The following is a 24005-nucleotide window of genomic DNA, read 5'->3' on the forward strand; positions in this document are numbered from 1 at the left end:
ATATCGGCGGTCGCCTTAGGCTCGATCGATGACCACCGGTGCATCGCAGGCAACCGCCCGATCCACTCGATTGGCAATTCGATTCGATCGCGCGGACTGGACCTCCATCGCCGCTGTCACCGGATTCGTCCTGCTGCTGCATGCCATCGGTTGGGGCGTACTGGTTTTCGGCGTGGCCCCGCAACACATCACCTTGGGCTCGGCCGGCGTGTTCGGGGTGGGCCTCGGTGTCACGGCGTACCTGCTGGGGGTGCGTCATGCCTTCGACGCCGATCACATCGCGGTCATCGACAACACCACCCGAAAACTGGTCGGTGAGGGAACCCGGTCGGTGTCGGCCGGATTCTGGTTCTCACTGGGGCATTCGAGCGTGGTGTTCGGGCTGGCTCTGCTTCTGGCGCTGGGGGTACGGGCGCTCGTCGGCCCGGTGCAGGACGCCGAATCCACGATGCTGCAGACCCTCGGGCTGGTGGGCTCGCTGGTGGCCGGCATGTTCCTGATCCTGGTCGGGCTGACGAATCTGTTCGCGGCGGTCGGGATCGCCAAGGTGTTCCGGGCCATGCGCAGCGGTGAGTATGACGAGGCCGAGCTCGAACGCCAGCTCGACAACCGGGGCTTCGTCGCCCGCCTGTTGGGCCGGGTGATGCGTCGGGTCAACAAGCCATGGCATCTGTACCCGGTGGGCTTCCTGATGGGGCTGGGCTTCGACACCGCCAGCCAGGTCGCGTTGCTGGTGCTGGCGGCGGGAACGGCGGCCTTCACCCTGCCCTGGTACGCGATGCTGGTGCTGCCCGTGCTGTTCGCGGCGGGGATGAGCCTGTTCGACAGCCTGGACGGCATCTTCATGTCGCGGGCCTACGGCTGGGCCTTCCTGCAGCCGGTGCGCAAGGTGTACTACAACCTGACCGTCACGGTGTTGTCGGTGATCGTGGCGCTGGTGGTCGGGGTGATCGTGCTGACCGGCCTGCTGGTCGAGCGTCTGGGCATCACGACGGGGCCGTTGGCGTTCGTCGGGTCGGCCGACCTGGAGTTCGTCGGATTCGCGATCGTCGGACTCTTCGTGGTGAGCTGGCTTGTGGCGCTGGCGGTCTGGCGATTCGGCCGGATCGAGCAGCGCTGGGCCGTCCGGGCCTAGTCCGTCAGGCCCAGCAGCGCGTTCTCGATCACCTCGGGCAGGGCCGGGTGAATCCAGTACTGGCCGCGGGCGATCTCGTGAGCGGTCTGTCCGAAGCTCATGGCCTGGATCAGCGGCTGGATGATCGCGGACGCCTGGTAGCCCATGATGTGGGCGCCCAGGATCTTGCCGGTGGCCCGATCGCCGATCAGCTTGGCGACGCCGGTGGTGTCCTCCATGGCCCAGCCGTAGGCGGTGTCGCCGTAGGCCTGAACCTTGGTGACGTAGTCGTAGCCCTCGTCGCGGGCCTGCTCCTCGGTCAACCCCACCATCGCGATCTGAGGTTCGGTGAACACCGCCGACGGTACGAACCGGTGATCGCTGCGCACCATTGCATCGGTGTCATCCCAGTCGCGCAGCAGGTTCTCCTTGACCACCCGTGACTCGTGGTTGGCCACATGCTTGAGCTGATACTCCGAGGACACGTCGCCGAGGGCGAAAATGTCACGCGCGGTGGTGCGTTGGTAGTCATCGACGATGACCAGGCCGTCCTCGTCGACCTCCACCCCGGCGAGCTCGGCGTCGAGCAGGTCGCCGTTGGGCACCCGGCCGGTGGCCACCAGCAACATGTCGGCAGGCAGCGTCTTGCCGTCATCGAGCTCGAGCACGATCTTGTCTCCGTCGTGGTGGGAGCCGATCACGTTCTCATGCGTACGCAGATCCCACTTCTCGGCGGCCAGCGCGCTGAACTCGTGGCAGATCGTCGCGTCGCAATGACTGAGCAGGCAGTCGCCACGCACCACGATCGTGACCCGCACGCCCAGTGCCGAGAACACATGAGCGAACTCGGCTGAGACGAAACCGCCGCCGACGATCACCAGGTGCTCGGGGAGTTCGGGGATGCGCATGACGTCGTCACTGGTGTAGTACGTCACGCCGCAGTCCACGATGGCCGGCGGGACGTAGGCGCGCGACCCTGCCGCGATCACCACCTGATCGCTGCTGAATTCGTCCCCGGCCTCGGTACGCAGCGTGTAGCGGCCGTCGGCGCTCTTGGGTCCGAACCGGGTGTGGCTGGCGTACACCGTGATGTGCGGGTCGTTGCGGCGGTAGTCCTCGCCGCCGGCGGCGATGGGATCGATGCGGCCGAACACCCGGGACACGACGTCCGGCCATCGCACCTTGTCGATGTGGGAATCGATGCCGAACCGGGCGGAATTCTCGATCGTGGCGGCCACGTCGGCGGCGTAGACGAACATCTTGGTGGGGATACAGCCGACGTTGAGGCAGGTGCCGCCGAAGGTGCCCTGTTCGCAGATCGCGACTTTCTTGCCGGCGTAACGCTCGTCGAGAATGCTGTTCCCCGAGCCGGTGCCGATGATCGTCAGGTCGTAGTGCTCCATGTGTGCGCCCTATCCGGAAGATGTTGTGCTCGGCCAGGTTTGACGGCTCAGGTAAAAATCGAGCCAGCGATCGAGCTCGTGGTAGGCCGCCGCCCTGGCGTCGGCCACCGAAAGGAAGACATCGTGCTTGGCGTCGGTGATGGGCGCCACCGTGGTGTGGTTGCCCACGCAACCGGACCACCGCGCGATCTGCCGTACGTCGAGGACGGCGTCGCCGCGCTGCATCGCTGCCGGATCCGAAGTTTCGGTGACACTGCGGTCCGACCGTAGGATCAGATTCGGTACGCCGACGTCCAGCCCACGGTGCAGGCGGGCCTGTCCGCGGCGGATCGCGTTGATCCATCCGAATGTCACGGGGAAGCCCCCCAACGGCTTCCACTCCAGGTTGTAGTCGAACTCGCCGCCGTAGTCGCGGTGCAGCGTGGTGCCGTAACCGCCTTCGGTGGGTTTGCGGATCACCGACAGCTTGCGCATCCGAGCCAAGGCGATCAAGGCGGCCGACGTGGGCGCGGTGCGTAGGATGGCCGGGCCGTGCAGGTCGAAGAACGGACTGTTGAGCACCAAGCCGCCGACGTGATGGGCGGCCAACCGGCCGCTTCGGCGCAGACGGTCGGCGAACAAGGTCAGGATCAGCCCACCCGCCGAATGGCCGTACAGGCACACCGCGGCGTCGCCGGTGTCGGCCGCGATGACGGACAGGGCCTTTTCCAGTTGGGTGTCGTAACGCGCCAGATCGGTGGTGAAGTGCGGGGTCTGTCCGTCGTGGCGGGACCGCCCGCACTTGGGCAGGTCCAACGCGTAGAACGAGAACCCGCGATCGGCGAATCGATCGGCGAGTTCGGTGTGGAAGAAGTAGTCGGTATAACCGTGCAACGCCAGTACGGCGTGGCCCGTCCCGGCTGATGCCGTGCCGCCGGGGCCCCGCCGCACCAGCGTGGCCACCAGGTCGCCCTCGCCGTCAGGATCGGGCCCGGCATCGATGGTGTGCTGCCAGAACCCCGGTAATACATCCGGCTCCCACTCGGGCTCCCGTGACGTCACGGTTCCACCCTAAACCGAACCAATGCGGAGGCTTGCCTCCGTTGGTCGTCGGATCGGCCAGCAACCTTGGATCGGGACCACAATCAGGGCATCTGCCCCGTCGCGCCGCTCGTGGACGGGCCCTGCGGAAGGGACCCGGGTGACGGATCGCACTACCATGCCTGGCCAACCGGGATTCGCGGCGCGATAACCTGGGCATAACAAGAAAGCCGTCGACGATGACGGGCCGCGCAATACAAAGGACGAGCGATCAGGGTGTCTGAGGCAAACGTGGGTACGACCGAGAAGACCGACGTCGTGCTGGTTGGGGCCGGCATCATGAGCGCGACCCTCGGTGCTCTGATTCGGCTGCTGGAGCCGGACTGGTCCATCACGATGATCGAGCGGCTCGACGGTGCCGCCGCCGAGAGCAGCGATCCATGGAACAACGCCGGAACCGGGCACTCGGCCCTTTGTGAGCTGAACTACACGCCCGAACGTTCGGACGGGTCCATCGACACCACCAAGGCCATCAACGTCAACGAGCAGTTCCAGGTGTCGCGCCAGTTCTGGGCCTACGCGGCGGAGAACGGCGTGCTGCCCGACGTACGCGGCTTCCTCAACCCGATCCCGCACGTCAGTTTCGTGCACGGGGCCGGCAACGTCGACTACCTCAAGCGCCGCTACGAGGCGCTGGTCGGCAATCCGCTGTTCGCCTCGATGGAATTCATCGACGACAAGGACGAATTCGCCCGGCGGTTGCCGTTCATGGCTGCCAAGCGGGACTTCTCGGACCCGGTCGGGTTGAACTGGTCGCAGCACGGCACCGACGTCGACTTCGGCGCGCTCTCGCGCCAGCTGATCGGCTTCAGCGCGCAGCGCGGGATGGACACCCTGTTCGGTCACGAGGTGCGCAACCTGCACAAGGAATCGGACGGCAGCTGGACGCTCAAGGTGACCAACCGGCGCACCGGTATGAAGCGCAAGTTCAACGCCAAGTTCGTGTTCGTCGGCGCGGGCGGCGGTGCCCTGCCGCTGCTGCAGAAGTCGGGCATTCCGGAGGCCAAGGGCTTCGGCGGGTTCCCGGTGGGCGGCGCGTTCTTGCGGACCGACAACCAGGTGCTGACCGCCGGGCACCAGGCCAAGGTGTACGGTCTTCCGCCTCTGGGTGCCCCGCCGATGTCAGTGCCGCACCTGGACACTCGCGTGATCAACGGCAAATCCTGGCTGTTGTTCGGCCCGTTCGCGGGTTGGACGCCGAAGTTCCTCAAACAGGGCAAGTTCACCGACCTGCCGTTGTCGGTCAAGCCCAACAACATCATGTCCATGCTCGGTGTCGGTCTCACCGAGATGGGTTTGGTCAACTACCTGGTCGGACAGCTGCTGCTCAGTGAGGCAGCGCGGGTCGACACCTTGCGGGAATTCGCGCCCAGCGCAGTCGATTCCGACTGGGAGCTGGACATCGCCGGCCAGCGGGTGCAGGTGATCCGGCGCAAGGGTGCCGGCGGTGTGCTGGAGTTCGGCACCACCGTGCTGACGGCGGCCGACGGCAGCATCGCCGGGCTGCTGGGAGCCTCACCCGGCGCGTCCACCGCGGTGCCCGCCATGCTCGACGTGCTGGAGCGCTGCTTCAGCGATCGGTACCAGAGCTGGATGCCCAAACTCAAGGAGATGGTGCCGTCGCTCGGCACCAAGTTGTCCGATGAGCCCGGCCTGTTCGAGGAGGTCTGGGCGTGGGGAACCAAGGCGCTCAAGCTGGACGTCCCTGTGACGGCGTGACCGGGGCCGGGGGATGACGGTCGCACTACGCCGCAGCTGGGCCAAAGATCTCGACGTACCAACGCTTTACGAGTTGCTGAAGCTTCGTATCGAGGTGTTCGTGGTGGAGCAGGCGACTCCCTACCCGGAGCTCGACGGCCGGGACCTTCTCGCCGAGACGCGTCACTTCTGGCTGGAAAGCCCTGACGGAGAAGTCATTTCGACGTTGCGGCTGATGGAGGAGCATCCCGGCGGGGAGAAGGCGTTCCGGATCGGCCGGGTGTGTACCAAGCGCAGTGCTCGGGGCGAGGGACACACCTCCCGGCTGATGCAGGCGGCCCTGGCCGAAGTCGGCGACTATCCGTGCCACATCAACGCCCAGACCTACCTGATCGACATGTACGGCCAGCACGGATTCGTCCGCGACGGCGACGAATTCCTTGACGACGGAATCCCGCATGTGCCGATGGTGCGTGCCGGACGACTCGAGAGCGAGCCTTCTTGATGGCGGCCATCTGATGACGGCACAGAATTACACATACCCGTTCAGTGCGCTGGTGGGGCAGGACCGGCTGCGGCTGGCCCTGCTGCTGTGCGCGGTTCACCCGGAGATCGGCGGCGTGCTGATCCGCGGCGAGAAGGGGACGGCCAAGTCGACCGCGGTACGCGGCCTGGCCGCGGTGTTGACCGCGGTTGACGCCGACGCCCGGCTGGTCGAACTGCCGATCGGTGCGACCGAAGACCGCGTGGTCGGTTCACTGGACCTGCAGAAGGTGCTTCGCGACGGCGAGCATGCCTTCTCACCGGGTCTGCTGGCCCGCGCCCACGGTGGCGTGCTCTATGTCGACGAGGTCAACCTGCTGCACGACCACCTGGTCGACGTGCTGCTTGATGCCGCCGCCATGGGCCGGGTACACGTTGAGCGTGAAGGCATTTCACACTCGCACGAGTCCCGGTTCGTGCTGATCGGCACCATGAACCCCGAGGAAGGTGAGCTGCGTCCGCAGCTGCTGGACCGGTTCGGGCTGACGGTGGACGTGGCGGCCTCACGTGATGTCGACGTACGCGTCGAGGTGATCCGGGCCAGGATGGCGTTCGAGTCCGACCCGCATGCGTTCGTCGAGCGGTACGCGGACGCCGACGCCGAACTGGCCGACCGCATAGCCGCGGCACGGGCCGCGATCGGCTCGGTGGTCCTGCCCGACACCGAACTTCGCCGGATCGCCGCATTGTGCGCGGCATTCGACGTCGACGGGATGCGTGCCGATCTGGTGGTCGCACGCACCGCGGTTGCCCACGCCGCCTGGCGCGGCGCCGGCACCGTCGGCGAAGTGGACATCCGGGTGGCCGCCGAACTGGCGTTGCCGCACCGTCGTCGACGCGATCCGTTCGACGATCCGGGTCTCGACCCCGAACGTCTCGACGAAGCCATGCAGCAGGCGGGGGAGTCGGCTGCGCAACCGGAGCAGGATACGGAGCCGCCGGATCCGGACTTCGATCCCGACTTCGACCCACCCGGCGGGGGAGCCGATGCCGGCTCTGAAGGTGCTGCACCGCAGGGAAGTTCAAAAGCCTCGACGCGTCCCAGTGCACCACCCTCGGCGGTGTTCCGGACCAGGGCGCTGGTGGTGCCCGGGGTCGGCGAGGGTGCGCCGGGCCGGCGTTCGCGGGCCCGCAATCGCACCGGAACGCCGATCGCGGCCACCGCCGAACCCGGTGCGGGCCACGGGCTGCACATGTTCGCCACGCTGCTGGCCACCGCGGGCCGTCAACCCGGCGCCGGCCTGCCACGTCCCCGTCCCGAAGACATTCGGCGTGCGGTTCGGGAGGGTCGGGAAGGCAATCTGGTGCTCTTCGTCGTCGATGCCTCCGGGTCCATGGCGGCCCGCGACCGGATGTCCGCGGTCACCGGTGCGACACTCTCGCTGCTGCGCGACGCCTACCAGCGCCGCGACAAGGTCGCGGTGATCACGTTCCGTCAACAGGATGCGCGGGTGCTGTTGCCGCCCACCACGTCGGTGCACATCGCCAGTCGCCGGCTGGCCCGGTTCGATACCGGCGGCAAGACCCCACTGGCCCAGGGGCTGATGGCCGCCCGGGACCTCGTCGTCCGGGAAAAGGCCCGCGATCGGGCCCGGCGAAGCCTGGTGGTGGTGCTCACCGACGGTCGTGCGACCGGCGGTCCCGATCCGCTGGGCCGCACCAGGCAGGCTGCGGCCGCGTTGGTGGCCGAGGGCGCGGCGGCCGTGGTGGTCGATTGTGAAACATCTTTCGTCCGACTGGGACTGGCCGGGCAACTGGCCGAACAACTGGGGGCGCCGGCAGTCCGGCTCGAACAGTTGCGTGCGGCTGAACTGACCCGGCTGGTTCAGCACCAGACCGCCGCCTAGTGCGGCCCGACTCCGCGCCCAGGAAGGATTGCCCATGCCACAGGGACAGCCGCTGACCGTTCCCGACGACGGCTTGACCACCAAGGCCAGGCGCAATGCGCCACTGCTGGCCGTGCACACCGGGCCGGGAAAGGGTAAGTCGACCGCGGCCTTCGGGATGGCGTTGCGCGCGTGGAACCAGGGGTTCTCGGTGGCGGTGTTCCAGTTCGTCAAGAGCGCGAAATGGAAGGTCGGGGAGGAGGCCGTGTTCAACCAACTCGGCCGGTTGCACGATGAGCACGGTGCCGGCGGCCCGGTCGAGTGGCACAAGATGGGTTCGGGCTGGTCCTGGACGCGCAAGCACGGCAGCGATGTCGACCATGCGGCCGCGGCCGCCGACGGTTGGGCCGAGATCAAACGCCGACTGGCCGAGGAACGCCACGACTTCTACGTGCTCGACGAGTTCACCTATCCGCTCAAGTGGGGCTGGGTGGACGTAGAAGAGGTGGTTGAGGTGCTGGGCACGCGGCCGGGCACCCAGCATGTGGTGATCACCGGACGCGACGCCCCGCAAGCGCTGATCGACGCCGCGGATCTGGTGACCGAGATGACCAAGATCAAGCATCCGATGGATGCCGGCCGCAAGGGTCAGAAGGGCATCGAGTGGTGAGCATGGTGCGCCGGTGACCACGCCGGCGGTGGTGATCGCAGCACCGGCATCGGGCAGCGGGAAGACCACCGTGGCAACGGGTTTGGTCGGTGCGCTGCGTCAGGCCGGTCACGTGGTGGCACCGTTCAAGGTCGGGCCTGACTTCATCGACCCCGGTTATCACGCCCTGGCAGCCGGCCGGCCGGGCCGCAACCTGGACCCGGTGCTCGTCGGCGAGGAGCTGATCGGCCCGTTGTACATGCACGGCTGCACCGGCGCCGACATCGCCGTCGTCGAGGGCGTCATGGGCCTGTTCGACGGCCGCATCGAGGCGCAGATGGCCGGGACCCCGCGGGGGTCGGCGGCCCAGGTCGCGGGTCTGCTCGGGGCTCCCGTGGTGCTGGTGGTCGACGCCCGCGGGCAGAGCCACAGCATCGCGGCGCTGTTGCACGGATTCGTCACCTTCGACCCGGCGGTGCGGATCGCCGGGGTGATCCTGAACCGGGTGGGCTCCGACCGGCACGAAGCCGTGTTGCGCCAAGCCTGTGAGCATGCCGGTGTTGCGGTGCTCGGTGCGATCCCGCGAGCCGACGAATTATCGGTCCCATCAAGGCATCTCGGATTGATCACCGCTGTCGAGCACGGCCGGCAGGCGCGTGACGCAGTCGCTGCGATGACCGCTCTGGTGGCCCGGCACGTGGATCTCGCTGCCCTGGTGGCATCGTCTGCCGCCCACGTCACGGCCGAGCCGTGGAGCCCGGAGGCCGAGTCGGTGACCAATGTCACGGTGGCCCTGGCCGCGGGCAAGGCCTTCAGCTTCAGCTATGCCGAGCACGCCGAGCTGTTGCGCGGGGCCGGTGCGCGCGTGGCCGAGTTCGACCCGCTGGCCGAACCCCTGCCTGCCGGAGTGGACGCGCTGGTGCTGCCCGGGGGATTTCCCGAGCAGTTCACCGCCGAACTGTCGGCCAACGATCTTGTCCGCCAGCAGATCAGGGATCTCGCCGCGCGCGGCGCCCCGGTTCATGCCGAGTGCGCCGGTCTGACCTATCTGGTCGACGACCTCGACGGGATGCCGATGTGCGGCGTGCTCGCTGGTTCGGCGCGATTCACCGAGCGTCTGACCCTGGGTTATCGGGACGCGGTCGCGGTCGTCGACTCCTGCCTGCACACCGCGGGTGGCCGGGTAAGCGGGCATGAATTTCACCGCACCGCAGTGGAATTCGTCGACGACCAACCGCCGGCGTGGGCGTTCACCGGCCCCGGACAGGCCGGCCGGCGTGACGGTGCCGTGCAGCACGGGGTGCACGCGGGGTACCTGCACACGCACCCGGCGGCACACCCGGAGGCCATCACCCGCTTCGTGGCAACGGCAGCAACCACTAAGCTCGGCGGGTGACCGAGAATGCCTACCTCGTCGGCCTGCGCCTGTCGGGCAAGAAGGTCGTCGTCGTCGGCGGCGGAACCGTCGCGCAACGTCGACTGCCCCTGCTGATCGCCCACGGCGCCGACGTACACGTGATCGCCCGGGCGGCCAGCCCCGCAGTGGAAGCACTGTCGCACGACGAACCGGGGATCACCCTGCAGTTGCGTGACTTCCGGGCCGAGGACCTCGACGGCGCCTGGTACGTCCTGGCGGCCACCGACGACCGTGAGGTCAACGCCGCCATCGCCGCCGAAGCCGAGCAGCGGCGCATCTTCTGCGTTCGCGCCGATATTGCTCGCGAGGGCTCCGCGGTGACCCCGGCCACGTTCGAGTCCGACGGACTGTCGGTGGGTGTCCTTGCCGGCGGAGAGCACCGTCGTTCGGCGGCCATCCGCACCGCGATCCACGAAGCGCTGCAGAGCGGCCTGCTGACAGCGGAGGCCGGTGACGAGCCGGGAGAGGTGCCCACGGGAGTGGCGCTGGTCGGCGGCGGACCCGGCGACCCCGAGCTGATCACCGTGCGCGGTCGGCGGCTGCTGGCCCGTGCCGACGTCGTCGTCGCCGACCGGCTCGCGCCCCAGGAGTTGCTGGCCGAACTCGGCCCCCACGTCGAGGTCATCGACGCGGCCAAGATCCCCTACGGGCGTGCGATGGCTCAGGAGGCGATCAATCAGGTCCTGGTGGATCGCGCCCGCGCCGGGAAGTTCGTCGTCCGCCTCAAAGGCGGCGATCCGTTCGTCTTCGCCCGCGGCTACGAAGAAGTGCTGGCGTGCGCCGAGGCCGACATTCCGGTCACCGTGGTCCCAGGTGTGACAAGTGCCATATCGGTGCCCGCGCTGGCCGGGGTCCCGGTCACCCATCGGGGCATGACCCATGAGTTCGTGGTGGTCAGCGGCCATGTTGCGCCGGGTCACCCCGAATCGTTAGTGAATTGGAATGCCCTGGCGGCGATGACCGGCACGATCGTGCTGCTGATGGCCGTCGAACGCATCGAGCTGTTCACCAAGGCGCTGCTGGAAGGCGGCCGACCAGCGGATACACCGGTGCTGGTGGTGCAACACGGCACGACCGTCGCGCAGCGCACCCTGCGGGCCACGCTCGGCGACGCACCCGAGCGGATTCGTGCGGACGGTATTCGACCTCCGGCGATCATCGTGATCGGGCCGGTGGCCGCCTTCGCCGGTTAAAGGATTCTTAAGATTCCGGTAAGGTGGCCGCCTATGACGGCACTCAACGACGCCGAGCGCGAGGGCCTCGCCGCCCGCCTCCCGTCCTGGTTCCCGTCCTGGGGCTTCCTTTCCGCAGTGATCGCGATCGGCGGTATGCAGCTGCTGGCCACGATGGACAGCACGGTCGCGATCGTCGCGTTGCCGCGGATCCAGGACGAACTCGGCTTGTCCGACGCTGGACGTAGCTGGGTCATCACCGCCTACGTCCTGACTTTCGGCGGCCTGATGTTGCTCGGCGGGCGCCTCGGCGACACCATCGGGCGCAAGCGCACCTTCATCGTCGGCGTCACGTTGTTCACCATCGCCTCGATCCTGTGCGGCATCGCCTGGAATGAAGCGACGCTGGTGACCGCGCGGCTGCTGCAGGGTGTGGGCGCGGCGATCGCCTCGCCCACCGGGCTCGCGCTCGTCGCGACGACGTTCCCGAAGGGACCGGCGCGCAACCTGGCCACCGCGGTGTTCGGCGCCATGACGGCCATCGGCTCGGTGATGGGCCTGGTGGTCGGCGGTGCGCTCACTGAGGTGTCCTGGCGGCTGGCGTTCCTGGTCAACGTTCCGATCGGCCTGGTGATGCTGTACCTGGCCCGCACCGCACTGCGTGAGACCAACCGCGAGCGCATGAAGCTGGACGCCGCCGGTGCCCTGCTGGCGACCCTGGCCTGCACGGCCGCGGTGTTCGCCTTCACCCAGGGCCCGGAGAGCGGATGGCTGTCGCCGATCACGCTCGGGTCGGGTGCGGCGGCAGCCGTCTTCGGTATCGCCTTCCTGCTCGCCGAGCGCAGCGCCGAGAACCCGGTGGTGCCGTTCGACCTCTTCCACGAGCGCAACCGGGTCGCCACCTTCGCGGCGATCTTCCTGGCCGGCGGTGTGCTGTTCACCCTCACCGTGCTGATCGGTCTGTACGTCCAGGACATCCTGGGCTACAGCGCCCTGCACGCCGGAGTCGGCTTCATCCCGTTCGTGATCGGCATGGGCATCGGCCTGGGCCTGTCCTCACAGGTCGTCCGGTTCTTCCAGCCCCGCCTCGTGGTCATCGCGGGCGGCATCCTGGTGCTCGGAGCGATGCTCTACGGCTCGACCTTGCACGCCGGCATTCCCTACTTCCCGAACCTCGTGCTCCCCATCACCATCGGCGGCATCGGCATCGGCATGATCGTGGTGCCGCTGACCCTCTCGGCGATCGCCGGTGTCGGCTTCGACCGCATCGGACCCGCCTCGGCCATCGCGCTCATGCTGCAGAACCTTGGCGGTCCGCTGGTGCTGGCGATCATCCAGGCCGTCATCACGTCGCGCACCCTCTACCTGGGCGGGATCACCGGCCCGGTGAAGGACATGAACGGTCCGCAACTGGCTGCCCTCGATGCCGGCTACACCTACGGGTTGCTGTGGGTGGCCGCGGTCGCGGTGCTGGTCGGCGCTGCGGCACTGTTCATCGGTTACACCTCCGAACAGGTGGCCCATGCCCAAGAGGTCAAGGACGCCATCGACTCCGGAGAGCTCGAGCTCGACTGACGGTTGGTCAGCACGATGCCGATGAACCGCCAGGAGATCTCCGAGGCCGTCGGTCCGCTGGGCTGGCGCCTGGTTCTGGGAGCCGTCTACACCGAGGTGCTGGTGCCTTCGATGGCCGACGCGATCGCGGCGGCCTCTCACGCGGTGCACGCGGCCGGTTCCGACGCGTCGGGCCATCTCTCGATCGACATCCGCGCCGATCGGGCGGTGCTGCGACTGCGCACGCGCGACGCCCAGGCGGCCACGGGGCGCGACCTGGCGCTGGCCCGCGAGGTGTCCCATGCGCTGGCCGCGCGTGGCTTCGAGCAGACCACCGGGGCCGGCGCCATCCAGGCGATGGAGATCGCGATCGACGCCCTCGACATCGGTGCCGTCCGGCCGTTCTGGAAGGCCGTCACCGGCTATGTCGATGAGCCGGGCGATGCGGACCTCAACGCCGGGCTCGTCGATCCGTTCGGCCGCGGCCCGGCCATCTGGTTTCAGCAGATGGATGCGCCCCGGCCGCAACGCAATCGGATCCATCTCGACATCGACGTCACCCACGACGCGGCGCAGGCCCGCGTGGAGGCGGCGCTGGCCGCCGGCGGCCGGTTGCTCAGTGACCGCGTGGCACCGCGCTTCTGGGTACTGGCCGACGCAGAGGGCAACGAGGCCTGCATCTGTACCTGGCAGGGCCGTGACTGAAGACACGCCTTAAGGTTGTCGCCTGTGATCACCCGCATGTCCGAGCTGTTCCTGCGAACCCTGCGCGACGACCCCGCCGACGCCGAGGTGCCCAGCCACAAGTTGCTGATCCGGGCCGGTTACGTCCGGCCGGTCGGCCCCGGCATCTACAGCTGGCTGCCGCTGGGTCTGCGGGTGCTACGCCGCATCGAGACGATCGTGCGGGAGGAGATGAACGCGATCGGCGGCCAGGAGATCCTGCTGCCCGCGCTGCTGCCGCGCGGCCCGTACGAGACCACCAACCGGTGGACCGAATACGGCGACACCCTCTTCCGGCTGCAGGACCGCCGAGGCAACGACTATCTGCTCGGGCCGACGCACGAGGAGATCTTCACGCTGACGGTCAAGGGGGAGTACTCCTCCTACAAGGACTTCCCGGCGATCCTGTACCAGGTGCAGACCAAATACCGCGACGAGGCACGACCGCGCGCAGGCATTCTGCGGGGCCGCGAGTTCGTGATGAAGGACTCGTATTCGTTCGACGTCGACGAAGACGGGCTCAAGAACGCCTACCACGCCCACCGAGAGGCCTACCAGAAGATCTTCGGGCGCCTCGGGGTGCGCTACGTGATCGTGTCCGCGGTCTCAGGCGCGATGGGCGGCAGCGCCTCCGAGGAGTTCCTGGCCGAAAGTGAGGTCGGCGAGGACACGTTCGTGCGGTGCCTGGAATCCGGGTACGCCGCCAACGTCGAAGCCGTGGTCACCCGGGCGCCGGTGCCGCTGCCGATCGAGGGGCAGCCCCCGGCGCAGGTACGCGACACCCCGGACACCCCGACCATCGCGACACTGGTCGGTTGGGCCAATTCGGCTGAGCTGCCGCAGTTCTCGGGGCGTGAGGTGACCGCCGCCGACACCCTGAAGAACGTGCTGCTCAAGACCCGTGAGCCCGGCGGCGAGTGGGAGCTGCTGGCCGTCGGCGTGCCCGGCGACCGTGAGGTCGACGAGAAGCGCTTGGGGGCTGCGCTGGAGCCGGCCGAGTTCGCTCTGCTCGATGATGCCGACTTCGCCAAGAACCCATTCCTGGTCAAGGGTTATGTGGGCCCGAAGGCTTTGCAGGACAACGAGGTTCGTTACCTCGTCGATCCGCGCGTGGTGGACGGCACGGCGTGGATCACCGGAGCCGACGCGCCCAACAAACACGTGGTCGGCCTGGTGGCCGGCCGTGACTTCACCCCGGACGGCACGATCGAGGCGGCCGAGATCCGCGACGGTGACCCGTCTCCCGACGGGGCCGGGGTGCTGACCTCGGCGCGGGGCATCGAGATCGGTCACATCTTCCAGCTGGGCCGCAAGTACGCCGATGCCTTCACCGCCGATGTGCTCGGCGAGGACGGCAAGCCGGTGCGGCTCACGATGGGTTCGTACGGCATCGGGGTGTCCCGCATGGTCGCGGTGATCGCCGAGCAGCAGCACGACGAACTCGGCCTGCGCTGGCCGGCGTCGGTCGCGCCTTTCGACGTGCACGTGGTGGTGGCCAACAAGGACGAAGCCGCACGGACCGGGGCGACCGAACTGGTCGCGGCGCTGGACCGGCTCGGTCATGAGGTGTTGTTCGACGATCGCAAGGCCTCGCCGGGCGTGAAGTTCAAGGACGCCGAGTTGTTGGGCATGCCGTGGATCGTGGTGGTCGGGCGCGGGTTCTCCGACGGCGTGGTGGAGCTGCGCAACCGGTTCACCGGGGAGAACCGCGCGATCGCCGTCGACGACGCGGCCACCGAGATCTCGGCCGCGCTGGGGGTCTGACCCGGGTTTGCCGATTCCTACACTGGGGCTGCCCTGAGTGCGCCCGGCAACAGCCCAGGTGTAGAAGTCGGTGGCCGGGGCCGCCGGTTCACCGGTTACTCGCCGCCGCCGGGGAAGGCCGCCGTCACCGGCCAGGCGTTCGCGACCGCGCGCCACTTGGCCGCCGCGACGGCAGTCTCAGACAGCGCCGCCACCGCGAACGCGCGATCCTCGGCGCTGGTGGCCTGTTCGAGCACCGCCCGCCAGGCCACCGACGAGTCCTCTTCCATGCGTATCGCGAGGTTGGCGGCGTCGGTCGGATCGGTCACCGGCGAGGGCAATTGATAACCGGCCGCCGGTAGCGGGGGCGTGACCGAGCGGGCTTCGAGCATCACGATGGCCGATTCGCGGCGCGCACGGTGTTCGGCCATCGCCGTGGCCACCAGGGCGTTGTCCTCGGGCCTCGAATGGGCCGAAACCAGCCCGTAGCCGTAGATCGTTCCGTGCTCCACGGCAACGGCGTCGAAGAGGGCGGCATCGGCGGCAGTGGTCGGACGGCTGGGCGAGGTCGTCGAGCGTGATCCCGGCGAGGTCACTGTGCACCTCCCAATGCGACGGTGTAGGCCGCCGTACACGAGGCGGCGATCGATCCGAGCAGGCCGGCGCGATAGCCGGAGAGCGTGCGGGCCAGACCCGCGGCGCTGTCCGCGGACTCTTTGAGCGCGTCGACGACGTCGTCGACCCTCGGTGCGGACCCGTCCGCTCGGGTGCCCGGGGTGGTCTCGGCCGCTCTCCGGGGGGTGCTGGTGGCGGTTTCCGCGGGTGCTGAACCCGTTATCCGGGCCAACTCCTCCGACAAGGCCTTGGCGTGGGCAGTCCGATCGCCGGCCACCGCGTCCAAGGCCCGGTTCACCGGCGACTGCGGCGGCTGGGCGGCCGCCACATCGGCAGCCAATGCACTGTCGGCCCGCGCGCGGTCCCACTGCTCGGTCAAGTCGTCCACTTCGGGCTGAGGCGTCGTCGTACCGCATGCGGCAGCGGTGGTCCCCAACAGGGCCAGGGCCGCGGCCGAGAGCAGTACGCGCCGCCGGCTGATGTCTGCATGGGCGCTCGGCACGTGAACATCCTGCCATTGCTGCCGCACCTGCCTGACGCCGCGCCGACCGGTCGGCGCCGGCCCGGGAGACGACATTCGCCACACACCAGTCTTCGATTGGCGGTTGCTGGGGCGGGCCTGGCGTATCGTGAATAGGCGATTCCAGGGCCGATCCAGGTGGCTGGCCCTGGGATTTGTGTCGGAGACAATTCAAGATGAGGAGCTCGCCGTGGCACCGGATCCAAAGTTGCGGTCTGCGGATTTGCCGTCGCAGACGCAGGTGATCGAGCTACTTGACGGCGAGTTCGCGCGCGCCGGTTACGAAATCGACGATGTCGTGGTCGACGCATCCGCTCGCCCGCCCCGCATCACCGTGATCGCCGACGGTGACGAGGGCCTCGATCTCGATGCCCTGGCAGGGCTGGCGCGAACGGCTTCGGAGCTGCTCGACCAGCTGGCGCAGGGCGACACGCCGTATGTGCTCGACGTCACCTCTCCGGGTGTGGACCGGCCGCTGACCAAGGCCAAACATTTTCGCCGCGCCCGCGGACGGAAGGCTGAACTGACGCTGGCCGACGGTTCGGTGTTCACCGGCAGGCTGGGGGAAACCGATGGCTCGGTGCTGAGGGTTGTGGTGCCGGAAGGCCGGGAGCTGGCCGTCCGTGAACTCGCTCTTGCAGATATTGCCAAAGCTGTTGTGCAAGTGGAGTTTTCACCTCCAAACCGACGTGAATTGGAACTGTCGGGAGAAACCGGGAAGGGGGCCGGCGAATGAACATCGACATGGCGGCGCTGCATGCGATAGAGGCCGACAAGGGCATCACCGTGGATGTGGTCGTCGAGACCATCAAGTCGGCATTGCTCACCGCGTATCGCCATACCGAAGGGCATGAGCCCGACGCCCGGATCGACGTCGACCGAAAGACCGGTGTCGTCAAGGTGATCGCCCGCCAGACCGACGCCGACGGCAACCTCCTGCACGAATGGGACGACACACCTGAGGGATTCGGCCGGATTGCGGCGACCACCGCCCGGCAGGTGATCCTGCAGCGGCTACGCGACGCCGAGAACGAGAAAACCTACGGGGAATTCGCGGCCCACGAGGGAGACATCGTCGCCGGAGTGATCCAGCGCGACGCCCGGGCCAACGCCCGCGGGTTGGTCGTCGTACGGATGGGTAGCGAGACCAAGGGATCCGAAGGGGTGATCCCCAGCGCCGAACAGGTGCCGGGGGAGCGCTACGAACACGGCGACCGGCTGCGTTGCTACGTCGTCGGCGTCACGCGGGGGGCCCGTGAGCCGTTGATCACGCTCTCACGCACCCACCCGAACCTGGTCCGCAAGCTGTTCTCGCTGGAAGTGCCCGAGATTGCCGACGGGTCCGTGGAGATCGTGGCGGTGGCCCGGGAGGCCGGGCATCGCTCCAAGATCGCGGTGGCCTCGCGGGTGCCCGGCCTGAACGCCAAGGGCGCGTGTATCGGCCCGATGGGCCAGCGGGTGCGCAACGTGATGAGTGAATTGTCGGGCGAGAAGATCGACATCATCGACTACGACGAGGACCCGGCGCGATTCGTCGCGAACGCCCTGTCACCGGCCAAGGTGGTCTCGGTGTCGGTGATCGATGAGGCCGCGCGTGCGGCGCGGGTGATCGTGCCGGACTTCCAGCTGTCCCTGGCGATCGGCAAGGAAGGTCAAAATGCCAGGTTGGCGGCTCGGCTCACCGGTTGGCGCATCGATATCCGCAGCGATGCGGCGCCGCAGCCCGAACATGACGTGCGGCACGGGGCGGTACACGACTGACAGTAGTGACCGGCGTTTCGGACCACAGCCCATGGGGCGGTAGACTCAGCCGTGATCCAGCGCGAGACTCCGGCTCTGACGCCTCGAAGCACCTCCGACACATCGGTCGGACCAGTGCGGACCTGTGTCGGGTGTCGGAAGCGAGAGTTGGCCGCCGAGTTGCTCCGAGTGGTCGCGGTGACCGACGGGAACGGGACGTGTTCCGTAACCGTTGATCCTGCGGCAAGCCTGCCAGGGCGTGGTGCGTGGCTGCACCCCGACCAGCAGTGCGCGCAGATGGCAGTGCGGCGACGAGCCTTCGTCCGAGCGTTGCGACTCACCGGTTCACCGGATACATCCGCGGTGATCGAGTACGTCGAGAAGTTCGCCGAACATCTCGATGAGCCCGATACCCCGGCAACAGAACAGGTAGCGAAGAACATGAGCACACCGTGAAGTCCCGATGACCATGCGTCATAGCTAAACCCGAGGCGCGGCGCCTACCACCGCTGTTGCCTCCAGACGAGGAGATGTAGTGGCAGCAGGTAAGGCCCGTGTACACGAGTTGGCGAAGGAACTCGGTGTCACCAGCAAGGAACTCTTAGCCAAGCTCAAGGAGCAGGGCGAGTTCGTCAAGTCGGCGTCCTCCACGGTGGAGGCGCCGGTCGCGCGTCGGCTGCGCGAATCGTTCGGCGCAAAGGCCGGCGGCAAGAAGACCGAAGACAAGCCCCGCCCGCAGGGCACCTCTGGGGCCGCACCCGCGGCACCCAAGCCCGGTGCGCCCAAGCCGGCGCCGGCCAAGCCCGCCGCTCCCGCGGCTCCGGAGGCCGAACCCAAGGCGCCCGCCGCTGAGGCCGCTCCGGCTGCTCCACGGCCCGCGGCACCCAAGCCCGCCGCTCCGCAGCCTCCGGCCGCACCGAGCGCACCGGCAGCCGCGGCGCCTGGCGCCCCCGGCGCGCCGACTCCGGGCGCCACGCCCGGTCCCCGGCCCACTCCCGGTGCCACGCCCGGCCCGCGTCCGGGTCCGGCGTCCGGCGCCCCGAAGCCGGCCCCACGTGCCCCGCGGGTCGGCAACAACCCGTTCTCCTCGCAGCAGCCCGTTGAGCGGCCCATCCCACGTCCGCAGCCCAGGCCCGGTGCCCCGCGTCCCGGCGGTGGCCCGCGCCCGTCGCCCGGCAACATGCCGCCGCGACCGGCAGGTGCCGGTGCTCCCGGCCGTGGTGGCCCGCGCCCCGGTCCGCGTCCTGGCGGTGGCCCCCGTCCCGGCGGTGCCGGTGGCGGCGGTCGTCCCGGTGGTGGCGGCGGTAACTACCGCGGTGGCGGTGCCGGCGGCGGTGGCGGCGGCGCGCCCGCCGGCGGCTTCAGGGGTCGTCCCGGTGGTGGCGGCGGTCGTCCCGGCCAGCGCGGTGGCGCGGCCGGCGCGTTCGGTCGTCCCGGCGGTGCCCCCAAGCGCGGTCGCAAGTCGAAGCGGGCGAAACGCGCCGAATACGAGAACATGCAGGCGCCCGTCGTCGGTGGTGTGCGGTTGCCCAAGGGCAACGGTGAGACCATCCGGCTGGCCCGCGGCGCGTCACTGAGCGACTTCGCCGAGAAGATCGACGCCAACCCGGCCGCATTGGTCCAGGCGCTGTTCAACCTCGGCGAGATGGTCACCGCGACCCAGTCCGTCGGTGACGACACCCTGGAACTGCTCGGCAGCGAGATGAACTTCAAGGTGCAGGTCGTCTCGCCCGAGGACGAGGACCGCGAGCTGCTGGAGTCCTTCGATCTGACCTACGGGGAAGATGCCGGCGACGAGTCCGCTCTGGAGGTCCGCCCGCCGGTGGTCACCGTCATGGGTCACGTCGACCACGGCAAGACCCGACTGCTGGACACCATCCGAAACGCGACCGTCCGCGAGGGCGAGGCCGGCGGAATCACCCAGCACATCGGCGCCTACCAGGTCGAGGTCGACCTGGACGGCACCGTCCGGCCGATCACCTTCATCGACACCCCGGGTCACGAGGCGTTCACCGCCATGCGAGCCCGTGGTGCGAAGGCCACCGACATCGCGATCCTGGTGGTCGCCGCCGACGACGGCGTCATGCCGCAGACGGTGGAGGCCATCAACCACGCGCAGGCCGCTGAGGTGCCGATCGTGGTGGCGGTCAACAAGATCGACAAAGAAGGCGCCGACCCGGCCAAGATCCGGGCGCAGCTGACCGAGTACAACCTGGTGGCCGAGGACTTCGGCGGCGACACCATGTTCGTCGACATCTCCGCCAAGCAGGGCACCAACATCGAGGCGCTGCTGGAAGCGGTCGTGCTGACCGCCGATGCAGCCCTGGACCTGCGGGCCAACCCCGACATGGAGGCCCAGGGTGTGGCGATCGAGGCACACCTGGACCGCGGTCGCGGCCCGGTGGCCACGGTGCTCATCCAGCGCGGCACGCTGCGAGTCGGCGACTCTGTGGTGGCCGGCGATGCCTACGGTCGCGTCCGCCGCATGGTCGACGAGCACGGCGACGACGTCGAAGCGGCGCTGCCCTCGCGTCCGGTCCAGGTCATCGGCTTCACGTCGGTGCCGGGTGCCGGTGACAACTTCCTGGTTGTCGACGAGGACCGCATCGCCCGCCAGATCGCCGACCGGCGCAGCGCGCGCAAGCGCAACGCCCTGGCCGCGCGCAGCCGCAAGCGGATCAGCCTGGAAGACCTGGATTCGGCGCTGAAGGAAACCAGCCAGCTGAACCTGATCCTCAAGGGCGACAACGCCGGTACGGTCGAAGCCCTCGAGGAAGCCTTGATGGGCATCCAGATCGACGACGAAGTGGAGCTGCGGGTCATCGACCGCGGTGTCGGTGGTGTCACCGAGACCAACGTCAACCTGGCCTCGGCCTCGGACGCGATCATCATCGGGTTCAACGTCCGTGCCGAGGGCAAGGCGACCGAGCTGGCCAACCGCGAGGGTGTGGAGATCCGTTACTACTCGGTGATCTACCAGGCCATCGACGAGATCGAGGCCGCGCTCAAGGGCATGCTCAAGCCGGTGTACGAGGAGAAGGAGCTCGGCCGCGCCGAGATCCGGGCGATCTTCCGGTCGTCCAAGGTCGGCAACATCGCGGGCTGCCTGGTCACCTCGGGCATCATGCGCCGCAACGCCAAGGCCCGGCTGCTGCGTGACAACACAGTGGTTGCGCAAAACCTCACGGTGTCCTCGCTCAAGCGCGAGAAGGACGACGCCACCGAGGTGCGCGAGGGCTACGAATGCGGTTTGACGCTGACCTACTCCGACATCAAGGAAGGCGACGTCATCGAGACGTACGAGCTGGTGGAAAAGCAGCGTGTGTAGGCACGGCGATATAAATGGCTGATCCAGCACGTGCGAAGAGGCTCGCCAAGCGGATCTCCACCATCGTCGCCTCGGCGATCGAGTATGAGATCAAGGATCCCCGCCTGGCGGGGGTCACCATCACCGATGCGAAGGTGTCGGGTGATCTGCACGATGCCACGCTGTACTACACGGTGATGGGGTCGTCGCTCGAAGACGAACCGGACTATGCCGGTGCGGCGGCGGCGCTGGAGAAGGCCAAGGGCGTGTTGCGGTCCAAGGTGGGCGCCGGGACCGGGGTGCGATTCACCCCGACCCTGGCGTTCGTCCGCGACACTGTGCCCGACGCGGCACACCGGATGGAGGAGCTGCTGGCCCGGGCACGGGCCGCCGACGAGGATCTGGCGAGGGTTCGGGAGGGCGCCAAGCACGCCGGCGACGAAGACCCGTACCGTGTGAGCGGGGCGGAGAGCATGGACTCCCTTGCCGACGGGGCAGACACAGAGGATGCCGGTGACCGCGATCGAACGGATGACTGATACGGCTCATTCGGGGGCTCCCAATGGGCGCCCTTCCGGTCTGCGTGTCGACGCGCGTGCGGCAGCCGGCCTCCTCTCTGATGCGGCGAGCATCAGCGTCGTGTGCCACGTCTATCCCGACGCCGACACCATCGGCGCCGGCCTGGCGCTGGCGCAGGTGCTCGACGACGCGGGTAAACAGGTCGAGGTCGCCTTCGCGGCCCCCGACCAGCTGCCCGAGTCCTTGCAGACCCTGCCGGGCGGGCATCTGATGGTCGCTCCCAACGCCATCCGGGATGACGCGGATCTCGTTGTCACGGTGGATATTCCGGGTGTCAATCGACTCGGCGCGCTGGCCGGACTGGCCGGCGAGGGTCGCGAGGTACTGGTCATCGACCATCACGCGTCCAACCAGCTGTTCGGTACCGCCAACTACGTGGATCCGACGGCGGACTCCACCACGATGCTGGTGGCCGAGCTTCTCGACGCCTGGGACAAGCCCATCGACAAACGGGTGGCGCACTGCCTGTATGCCGGGCTGACCACCGACACCGGCTCGTTCCGCTGGGCCACCGCCCGGGCGCACCGGCTGGCGGCCCGGTTGGTCGAGCTCGGGGTTGACAACGCCTCGATCAGCCGCGCACTGCTCGACACCCACCCGTTTGCGTGGCTACCGATGCTGTCCCGGGTGCTGGCATCGGCGCGCCTGTTGCCGGAGGCGGTCGGCGGCCGCGGGCTCGTGTATGCCGTTGTGCCGCATGACGAGTGGTCCACCGCCCGGCCGGAGGAAGTGGAGAGCATCGTCGACATCGTGCGTACCACGCAACAGGCCGAGGTCGCCGCGGTGTTCAAAGAGATCGAGCCGCAACATTGGTCGGTTTCGATGCGGGCGAAGTCGCTGAACCTCGCCGCTGTCGCCAGCTCGTTCGGGGGCGGTGGCCACCCGCACGCGGCCGGGTATTCGGCGGCGGGCCCGGCCGATGACGTCGTTCAGGCGCTGGCGGCGGCTCTTGCCTGACTGCGTCAGGGACGCCTTGCGTAGCCGACATGGTTGAGCCGGAAGGCGACATCCCCGTCGCGCCGGCCACCACCCGTCGCATCGCCGGTCTGGCGCTCCCGGCGCTCGGGGTCCTGGCGGCCGAGCCCGTCTATCTGCTCTTCGACATCGCCGTCGTCGGGCGTCTCGGTGCACTCGCCCTGGCCGGGCTGGCCATCGGTGGTCTGATCTTGGGCCTGGTCAACTCGCAGGGCACGTTCCTGTCCTACGGCACCACGTCACGCTCGGCCCGGATGTACGGGGCAGGTGACCGCGAGTCAGCGGTCGGTGAAGGCGTTCAGGCCACCTGGCTCGCCCTCGGGCTCGGACTGCTGATCATCGTGGTGGTGCAAGCCGCGGCGGTGCCGCTGCTCGCGGCGATCGCCGGCCGTTCCGATATCGCCGGCGCCGCACTGCCCTGGCTGCGGATCGCAATCCTGGCCGCCCCGGCGATCCTGGTCTCGCTGGCCGGCAACGGCTGGATGCGCGGGGTGCAGGACACCGTCCGACCGCTGCGCTATGTGGTGTTCGGGTTCGCGGTGTCGGCGGTGCTGTGCCCGCTGCTGGTGTACGGCTGGCTAGGTCTGCCCCGGCTGGAGTTGCCGGGCTCAGCGTGGGCGAACCTGGCGGGGCAGTGGGTGGCGGCGGTGTTGTTTCTCCGTGCCCTGGTGATCGAGAAGGCGGCGTTGCGGGTGCGGCCCGCGGTGCTGCGGGCACAGTTGACCATGGGCCGGGACCTGCTCCTGCGCTCCCTGGCTTTCCAGGCGTGTTTCCTGTCCGCAGGCGCGGTGGCCGCGCGATTCGGTGCGGCCTCGGTGGCGGCGCACCAGGTGGTGCTACAGGTGTGGAGTTTCCTGGCCCTGGTTCTTGATTCGTTGGCCATCGCCGCGCAGTCACTGGTGGGTGCGGCGCTGGGGGCCGGCCAGCTCGTACATGCCAAGAGCGTGGCCGGGCGGGTGACACTGTTCTCCACCCTGGCCGGGGTGGCGCTGGCCGTGGTGTTCGCCGTCGGTTCGTCCGTGCTGCCGACGGTGTTCACCGACGATGAGTCGGTGTTGACCGCCATCGGGGTGCCGTGGTGGTTCATGGTGGCTCAATTGCCCGTGGCCGGCATCGTGTTCGCACTCGACGGCGTGCTACTGGGCGCGGGCGATGCGAAGTTCATGCGTAACGCCACGCTGGCCAGCGCGCTCATCGGCTTTCTCCCGCTGATCTGGCTGTCACTGATCTACGGCTGGGGGCTGTTCGGCATCTGGTCGGGCCTGAGCACATTCATGGTGTTGCGGCTGATCTTCGTGGGCCGGCGCGCCTTCTCCGGACGCTGGCTGGTGCCGGGGGCGGCCTGAA

General features: G+C 68.4%; 21 protein-coding genes. 17 read left to right on the top strand and 4 right to left on the bottom strand.

Annotated elements, in window-relative coordinates:
• Window positions 1-28 precede the first annotated feature (28 nt).
• On the top strand, window positions 29-1135 hold the full coding sequence (locus E0T84_RS09555; RefSeq protein ID WP_138744307.1) for a HoxN/HupN/NixA family nickel/cobalt transporter: 1107 nt from the start codon (window positions 29-31) through the stop codon (window positions 1133-1135).
• On the opposite strand, the gene mtr is transcribed toward E0T84_RS09555, so the two are convergent.
• Window positions 1132-2517, bottom strand: coding sequence for a mycothione reductase (gene mtr / locus E0T84_RS09560; protein WP_138744308.1), 1386 nt, complete (start codon window positions 2515-2517; stop codon window positions 1132-1134). The genes E0T84_RS09555 and mtr overlap by 4 nt on opposite strands.
• 9 nt (window positions 2518-2526) lie before the next feature.
• Window positions 2527-3558 (bottom strand): alpha/beta hydrolase, encoded by a 1032-nt coding sequence (locus tag E0T84_RS09565; RefSeq protein WP_138744309.1) that lies wholly within the window; start codon window positions 3556-3558, stop codon window positions 2527-2529.
• 255 nt (window positions 3559-3813) lie between these two features.
• On the opposite strand from E0T84_RS09565, the gene mqo reads away from it, so the two are divergent.
• The 9 genes from mqo to E0T84_RS09610 are packed head-to-tail and all read left to right on the top strand — an operon-like array spanning window position 3814 to window position 14943.
• Window positions 3814-5316, top strand: coding sequence for a malate dehydrogenase (quinone) (mqo, locus tag E0T84_RS09570; protein ID WP_070187989.1), 1503 nt, complete (start codon window positions 3814-3816; stop codon window positions 5314-5316).
• A 13-nt stretch (window positions 5317-5329) separates the two neighbouring features.
• Window positions 5330-5800 (top strand): GNAT family N-acetyltransferase, encoded by a 471-nt coding sequence (locus E0T84_RS09575; protein WP_138744310.1) that lies wholly within the window; start codon window positions 5330-5332, stop codon window positions 5798-5800.
• A gap of 13 nt (window positions 5801-5813) precedes the next feature.
• The gene (locus E0T84_RS09580) at window positions 5814-7685 is read left to right on the top strand and encodes a magnesium chelatase subunit D family protein (protein ID WP_138744311.1); all 1872 of its coding nucleotides are present in this window, start codon (window positions 5814-5816) and stop codon (window positions 7683-7685) included.
• Between the two features lie 34 nt (window positions 7686-7719).
• Window positions 7720-8334 carry a cob(I)yrinic acid a,c-diamide adenosyltransferase gene (gene cobO / locus E0T84_RS09585; RefSeq protein ID WP_070187992.1) on the top strand — a complete coding sequence of 205 codons (615 nt, stop codon included), beginning with the start codon at window positions 7720-7722 and terminating at the stop codon, window positions 8332-8334.
• Between the two features lie 13 nt (window positions 8335-8347).
• Complete coding sequence (locus E0T84_RS09590) at window positions 8348-9709, top strand: cobyrinate a,c-diamide synthase (RefSeq protein ID WP_165617751.1); 1362 nt, start codon at window positions 8348-8350, stop codon at window positions 9707-9709.
• Window positions 9706-10923 (top strand): uroporphyrinogen-III C-methyltransferase, encoded by a 1218-nt coding sequence (gene cobA / locus E0T84_RS09595; RefSeq protein ID WP_070187994.1) that lies wholly within the window; start codon window positions 9706-9708, stop codon window positions 10921-10923. The genes E0T84_RS09590 and cobA overlap by 4 nt, the downstream gene beginning before the upstream one ends.
• A 33-nt stretch (window positions 10924-10956) precedes the next feature.
• Window positions 10957-12477, top strand: a complete 1521-nt coding sequence (locus E0T84_RS09600) for an MFS transporter (RefSeq protein ID WP_070187995.1) — start codon at window positions 10957-10959, stop codon at window positions 12475-12477.
• Between the two features lie 21 nt (window positions 12478-12498).
• Window positions 12499-13161 carry a VOC family protein gene (locus E0T84_RS09605; RefSeq protein WP_138744344.1) on the top strand — a complete coding sequence of 221 codons (663 nt, stop codon included), beginning with the start codon at window positions 12499-12501 and terminating at the stop codon, window positions 13159-13161.
• A gap of 24 nt (window positions 13162-13185) precedes the next feature.
• The gene (locus E0T84_RS09610; RefSeq protein WP_138744312.1) at window positions 13186-14943 is read left to right on the top strand and encodes a proline--tRNA ligase; all 1758 of its coding nucleotides are present in this window, start codon (window positions 13186-13188) and stop codon (window positions 14941-14943) included.
• Window positions 14944-15038: 95 nt separating this feature from the next.
• Here E0T84_RS09610 and E0T84_RS09615 read toward each other — a convergent pair whose 3' ends face one another.
• Complete coding sequence (locus E0T84_RS09615; protein ID WP_138744313.1) at window positions 15039-15518, bottom strand: ferritin-like domain-containing protein; 480 nt, start codon at window positions 15516-15518, stop codon at window positions 15039-15041.
• Complete coding sequence (locus tag E0T84_RS09620; RefSeq protein ID WP_138744314.1) at window positions 15515-16039, bottom strand: hypothetical protein; 525 nt, start codon at window positions 16037-16039, stop codon at window positions 15515-15517. The genes E0T84_RS09615 and E0T84_RS09620 overlap by 4 nt, the downstream gene beginning before the upstream one ends.
• Before the next feature lie 208 nt (window positions 16040-16247).
• On the opposite strand from E0T84_RS09620, the gene rimP reads away from it, so the two are divergent.
• The 7 genes from rimP to E0T84_RS09655 all read left to right on the top strand — a co-directional run bounded on the left by rimP (window position 16248) and on the right by E0T84_RS09655 (window position 24004).
• On the top strand, window positions 16248-16793 hold the full coding sequence (rimP, locus tag E0T84_RS09625; protein ID WP_138744345.1) for a ribosome maturation factor RimP: 546 nt from the start codon (window positions 16248-16250) through the stop codon (window positions 16791-16793).
• Window positions 16790-17818, top strand: coding sequence for a transcription termination factor NusA (gene nusA / locus E0T84_RS09630; protein WP_138744315.1), 1029 nt, complete (start codon window positions 16790-16792; stop codon window positions 17816-17818). Before rimP ends, nusA begins: the two co-directional genes overlap by 4 nt.
• Before the next feature lie 177 nt (window positions 17819-17995).
• Window positions 17996-18253: a YlxR family protein gene (locus E0T84_RS09635; RefSeq protein ID WP_234998434.1), complete on the top strand. Its 258-nt coding sequence runs from the start codon at window positions 17996-17998 to the stop codon at window positions 18251-18253.
• Between the two features lie 79 nt (window positions 18254-18332).
• Window positions 18333-21125: a translation initiation factor IF-2 gene (gene infB / locus E0T84_RS09640; RefSeq protein WP_138744316.1), complete on the top strand. Its 2793-nt coding sequence runs from the start codon at window positions 18333-18335 to the stop codon at window positions 21123-21125.
• A gap of 14 nt (window positions 21126-21139) precedes the next feature.
• Window positions 21140-21643, top strand: a complete 504-nt coding sequence (rbfA, locus tag E0T84_RS09645; RefSeq protein WP_070188000.1) for a 30S ribosome-binding factor RbfA — start codon at window positions 21140-21142, stop codon at window positions 21641-21643.
• A complete protein-coding gene (locus tag E0T84_RS09650) occupies window positions 21636-22640 on the top strand; it encodes a bifunctional oligoribonuclease/PAP phosphatase NrnA (protein WP_070188044.1) in 1005 nt (334 codons plus the stop codon). The genes rbfA and E0T84_RS09650 overlap by 8 nt, the downstream gene beginning before the upstream one ends.
• Before the next feature lie 29 nt (window positions 22641-22669).
• On the top strand, window positions 22670-24004 hold the full coding sequence (locus E0T84_RS09655; protein ID WP_138744317.1) for an MATE family efflux transporter: 1335 nt from the start codon (window positions 22670-22672) through the stop codon (window positions 24002-24004).
• Window position 24005 lies beyond the last annotated feature (1 nt).

Origin of the sequence: Mycobacterium sp. DBP42, assembly GCF_005924235.1 — a bacterium.
Classification (GTDB): Bacteria; Actinomycetota; Actinomycetes; order Mycobacteriales; family Mycobacteriaceae; genus Mycobacterium; species Mycobacterium syngnathidarum.

Coding starts and splice junctions, on each gene's coding strand:
- E0T84_RS09555 (WP_138744307.1), top strand. CDS start 29: ATGACCACCGGTGCATCGCAGGCAACCGCCCGATCCACTCGATTGGCA.
- mtr (WP_138744308.1), bottom strand. CDS start 2,517: ATGGAGCACTACGACCTGACGATCATCGGCACCGGCTCGGGGAACAGC.
- E0T84_RS09575 (WP_138744310.1), top strand. CDS start 5,330: ATGACGGTCGCACTACGCCGCAGCTGGGCCAAAGATCTCGACGTACCA.
- E0T84_RS09580 (WP_138744311.1), top strand. CDS start 5,814: ATGACGGCACAGAATTACACATACCCGTTCAGTGCGCTGGTGGGGCAG.
- cobO (WP_070187992.1), top strand. CDS start 7,720: ATGCCACAGGGACAGCCGCTGACCGTTCCCGACGACGGCTTGACCACC.
- E0T84_RS09600 (WP_070187995.1), top strand. CDS start 10,957: ATGACGGCACTCAACGACGCCGAGCGCGAGGGCCTCGCCGCCCGCCTC.
- E0T84_RS09605 (WP_138744344.1), top strand. CDS start 12,499: ATGAACCGCCAGGAGATCTCCGAGGCCGTCGGTCCGCTGGGCTGGCGC.
- nusA (WP_138744315.1), top strand. CDS start 16,790: ATGAACATCGACATGGCGGCGCTGCATGCGATAGAGGCCGACAAGGGC.
- rbfA (WP_070188000.1), top strand. CDS start 21,140: ATGGCTGATCCAGCACGTGCGAAGAGGCTCGCCAAGCGGATCTCCACC.
- E0T84_RS09650 (WP_070188044.1), top strand. CDS start 21,636: ATGACTGATACGGCTCATTCGGGGGCTCCCAATGGGCGCCCTTCCGGT.
- E0T84_RS09655 (WP_138744317.1), top strand. CDS start 22,670: ATGGTTGAGCCGGAAGGCGACATCCCCGTCGCGCCGGCCACCACCCGT.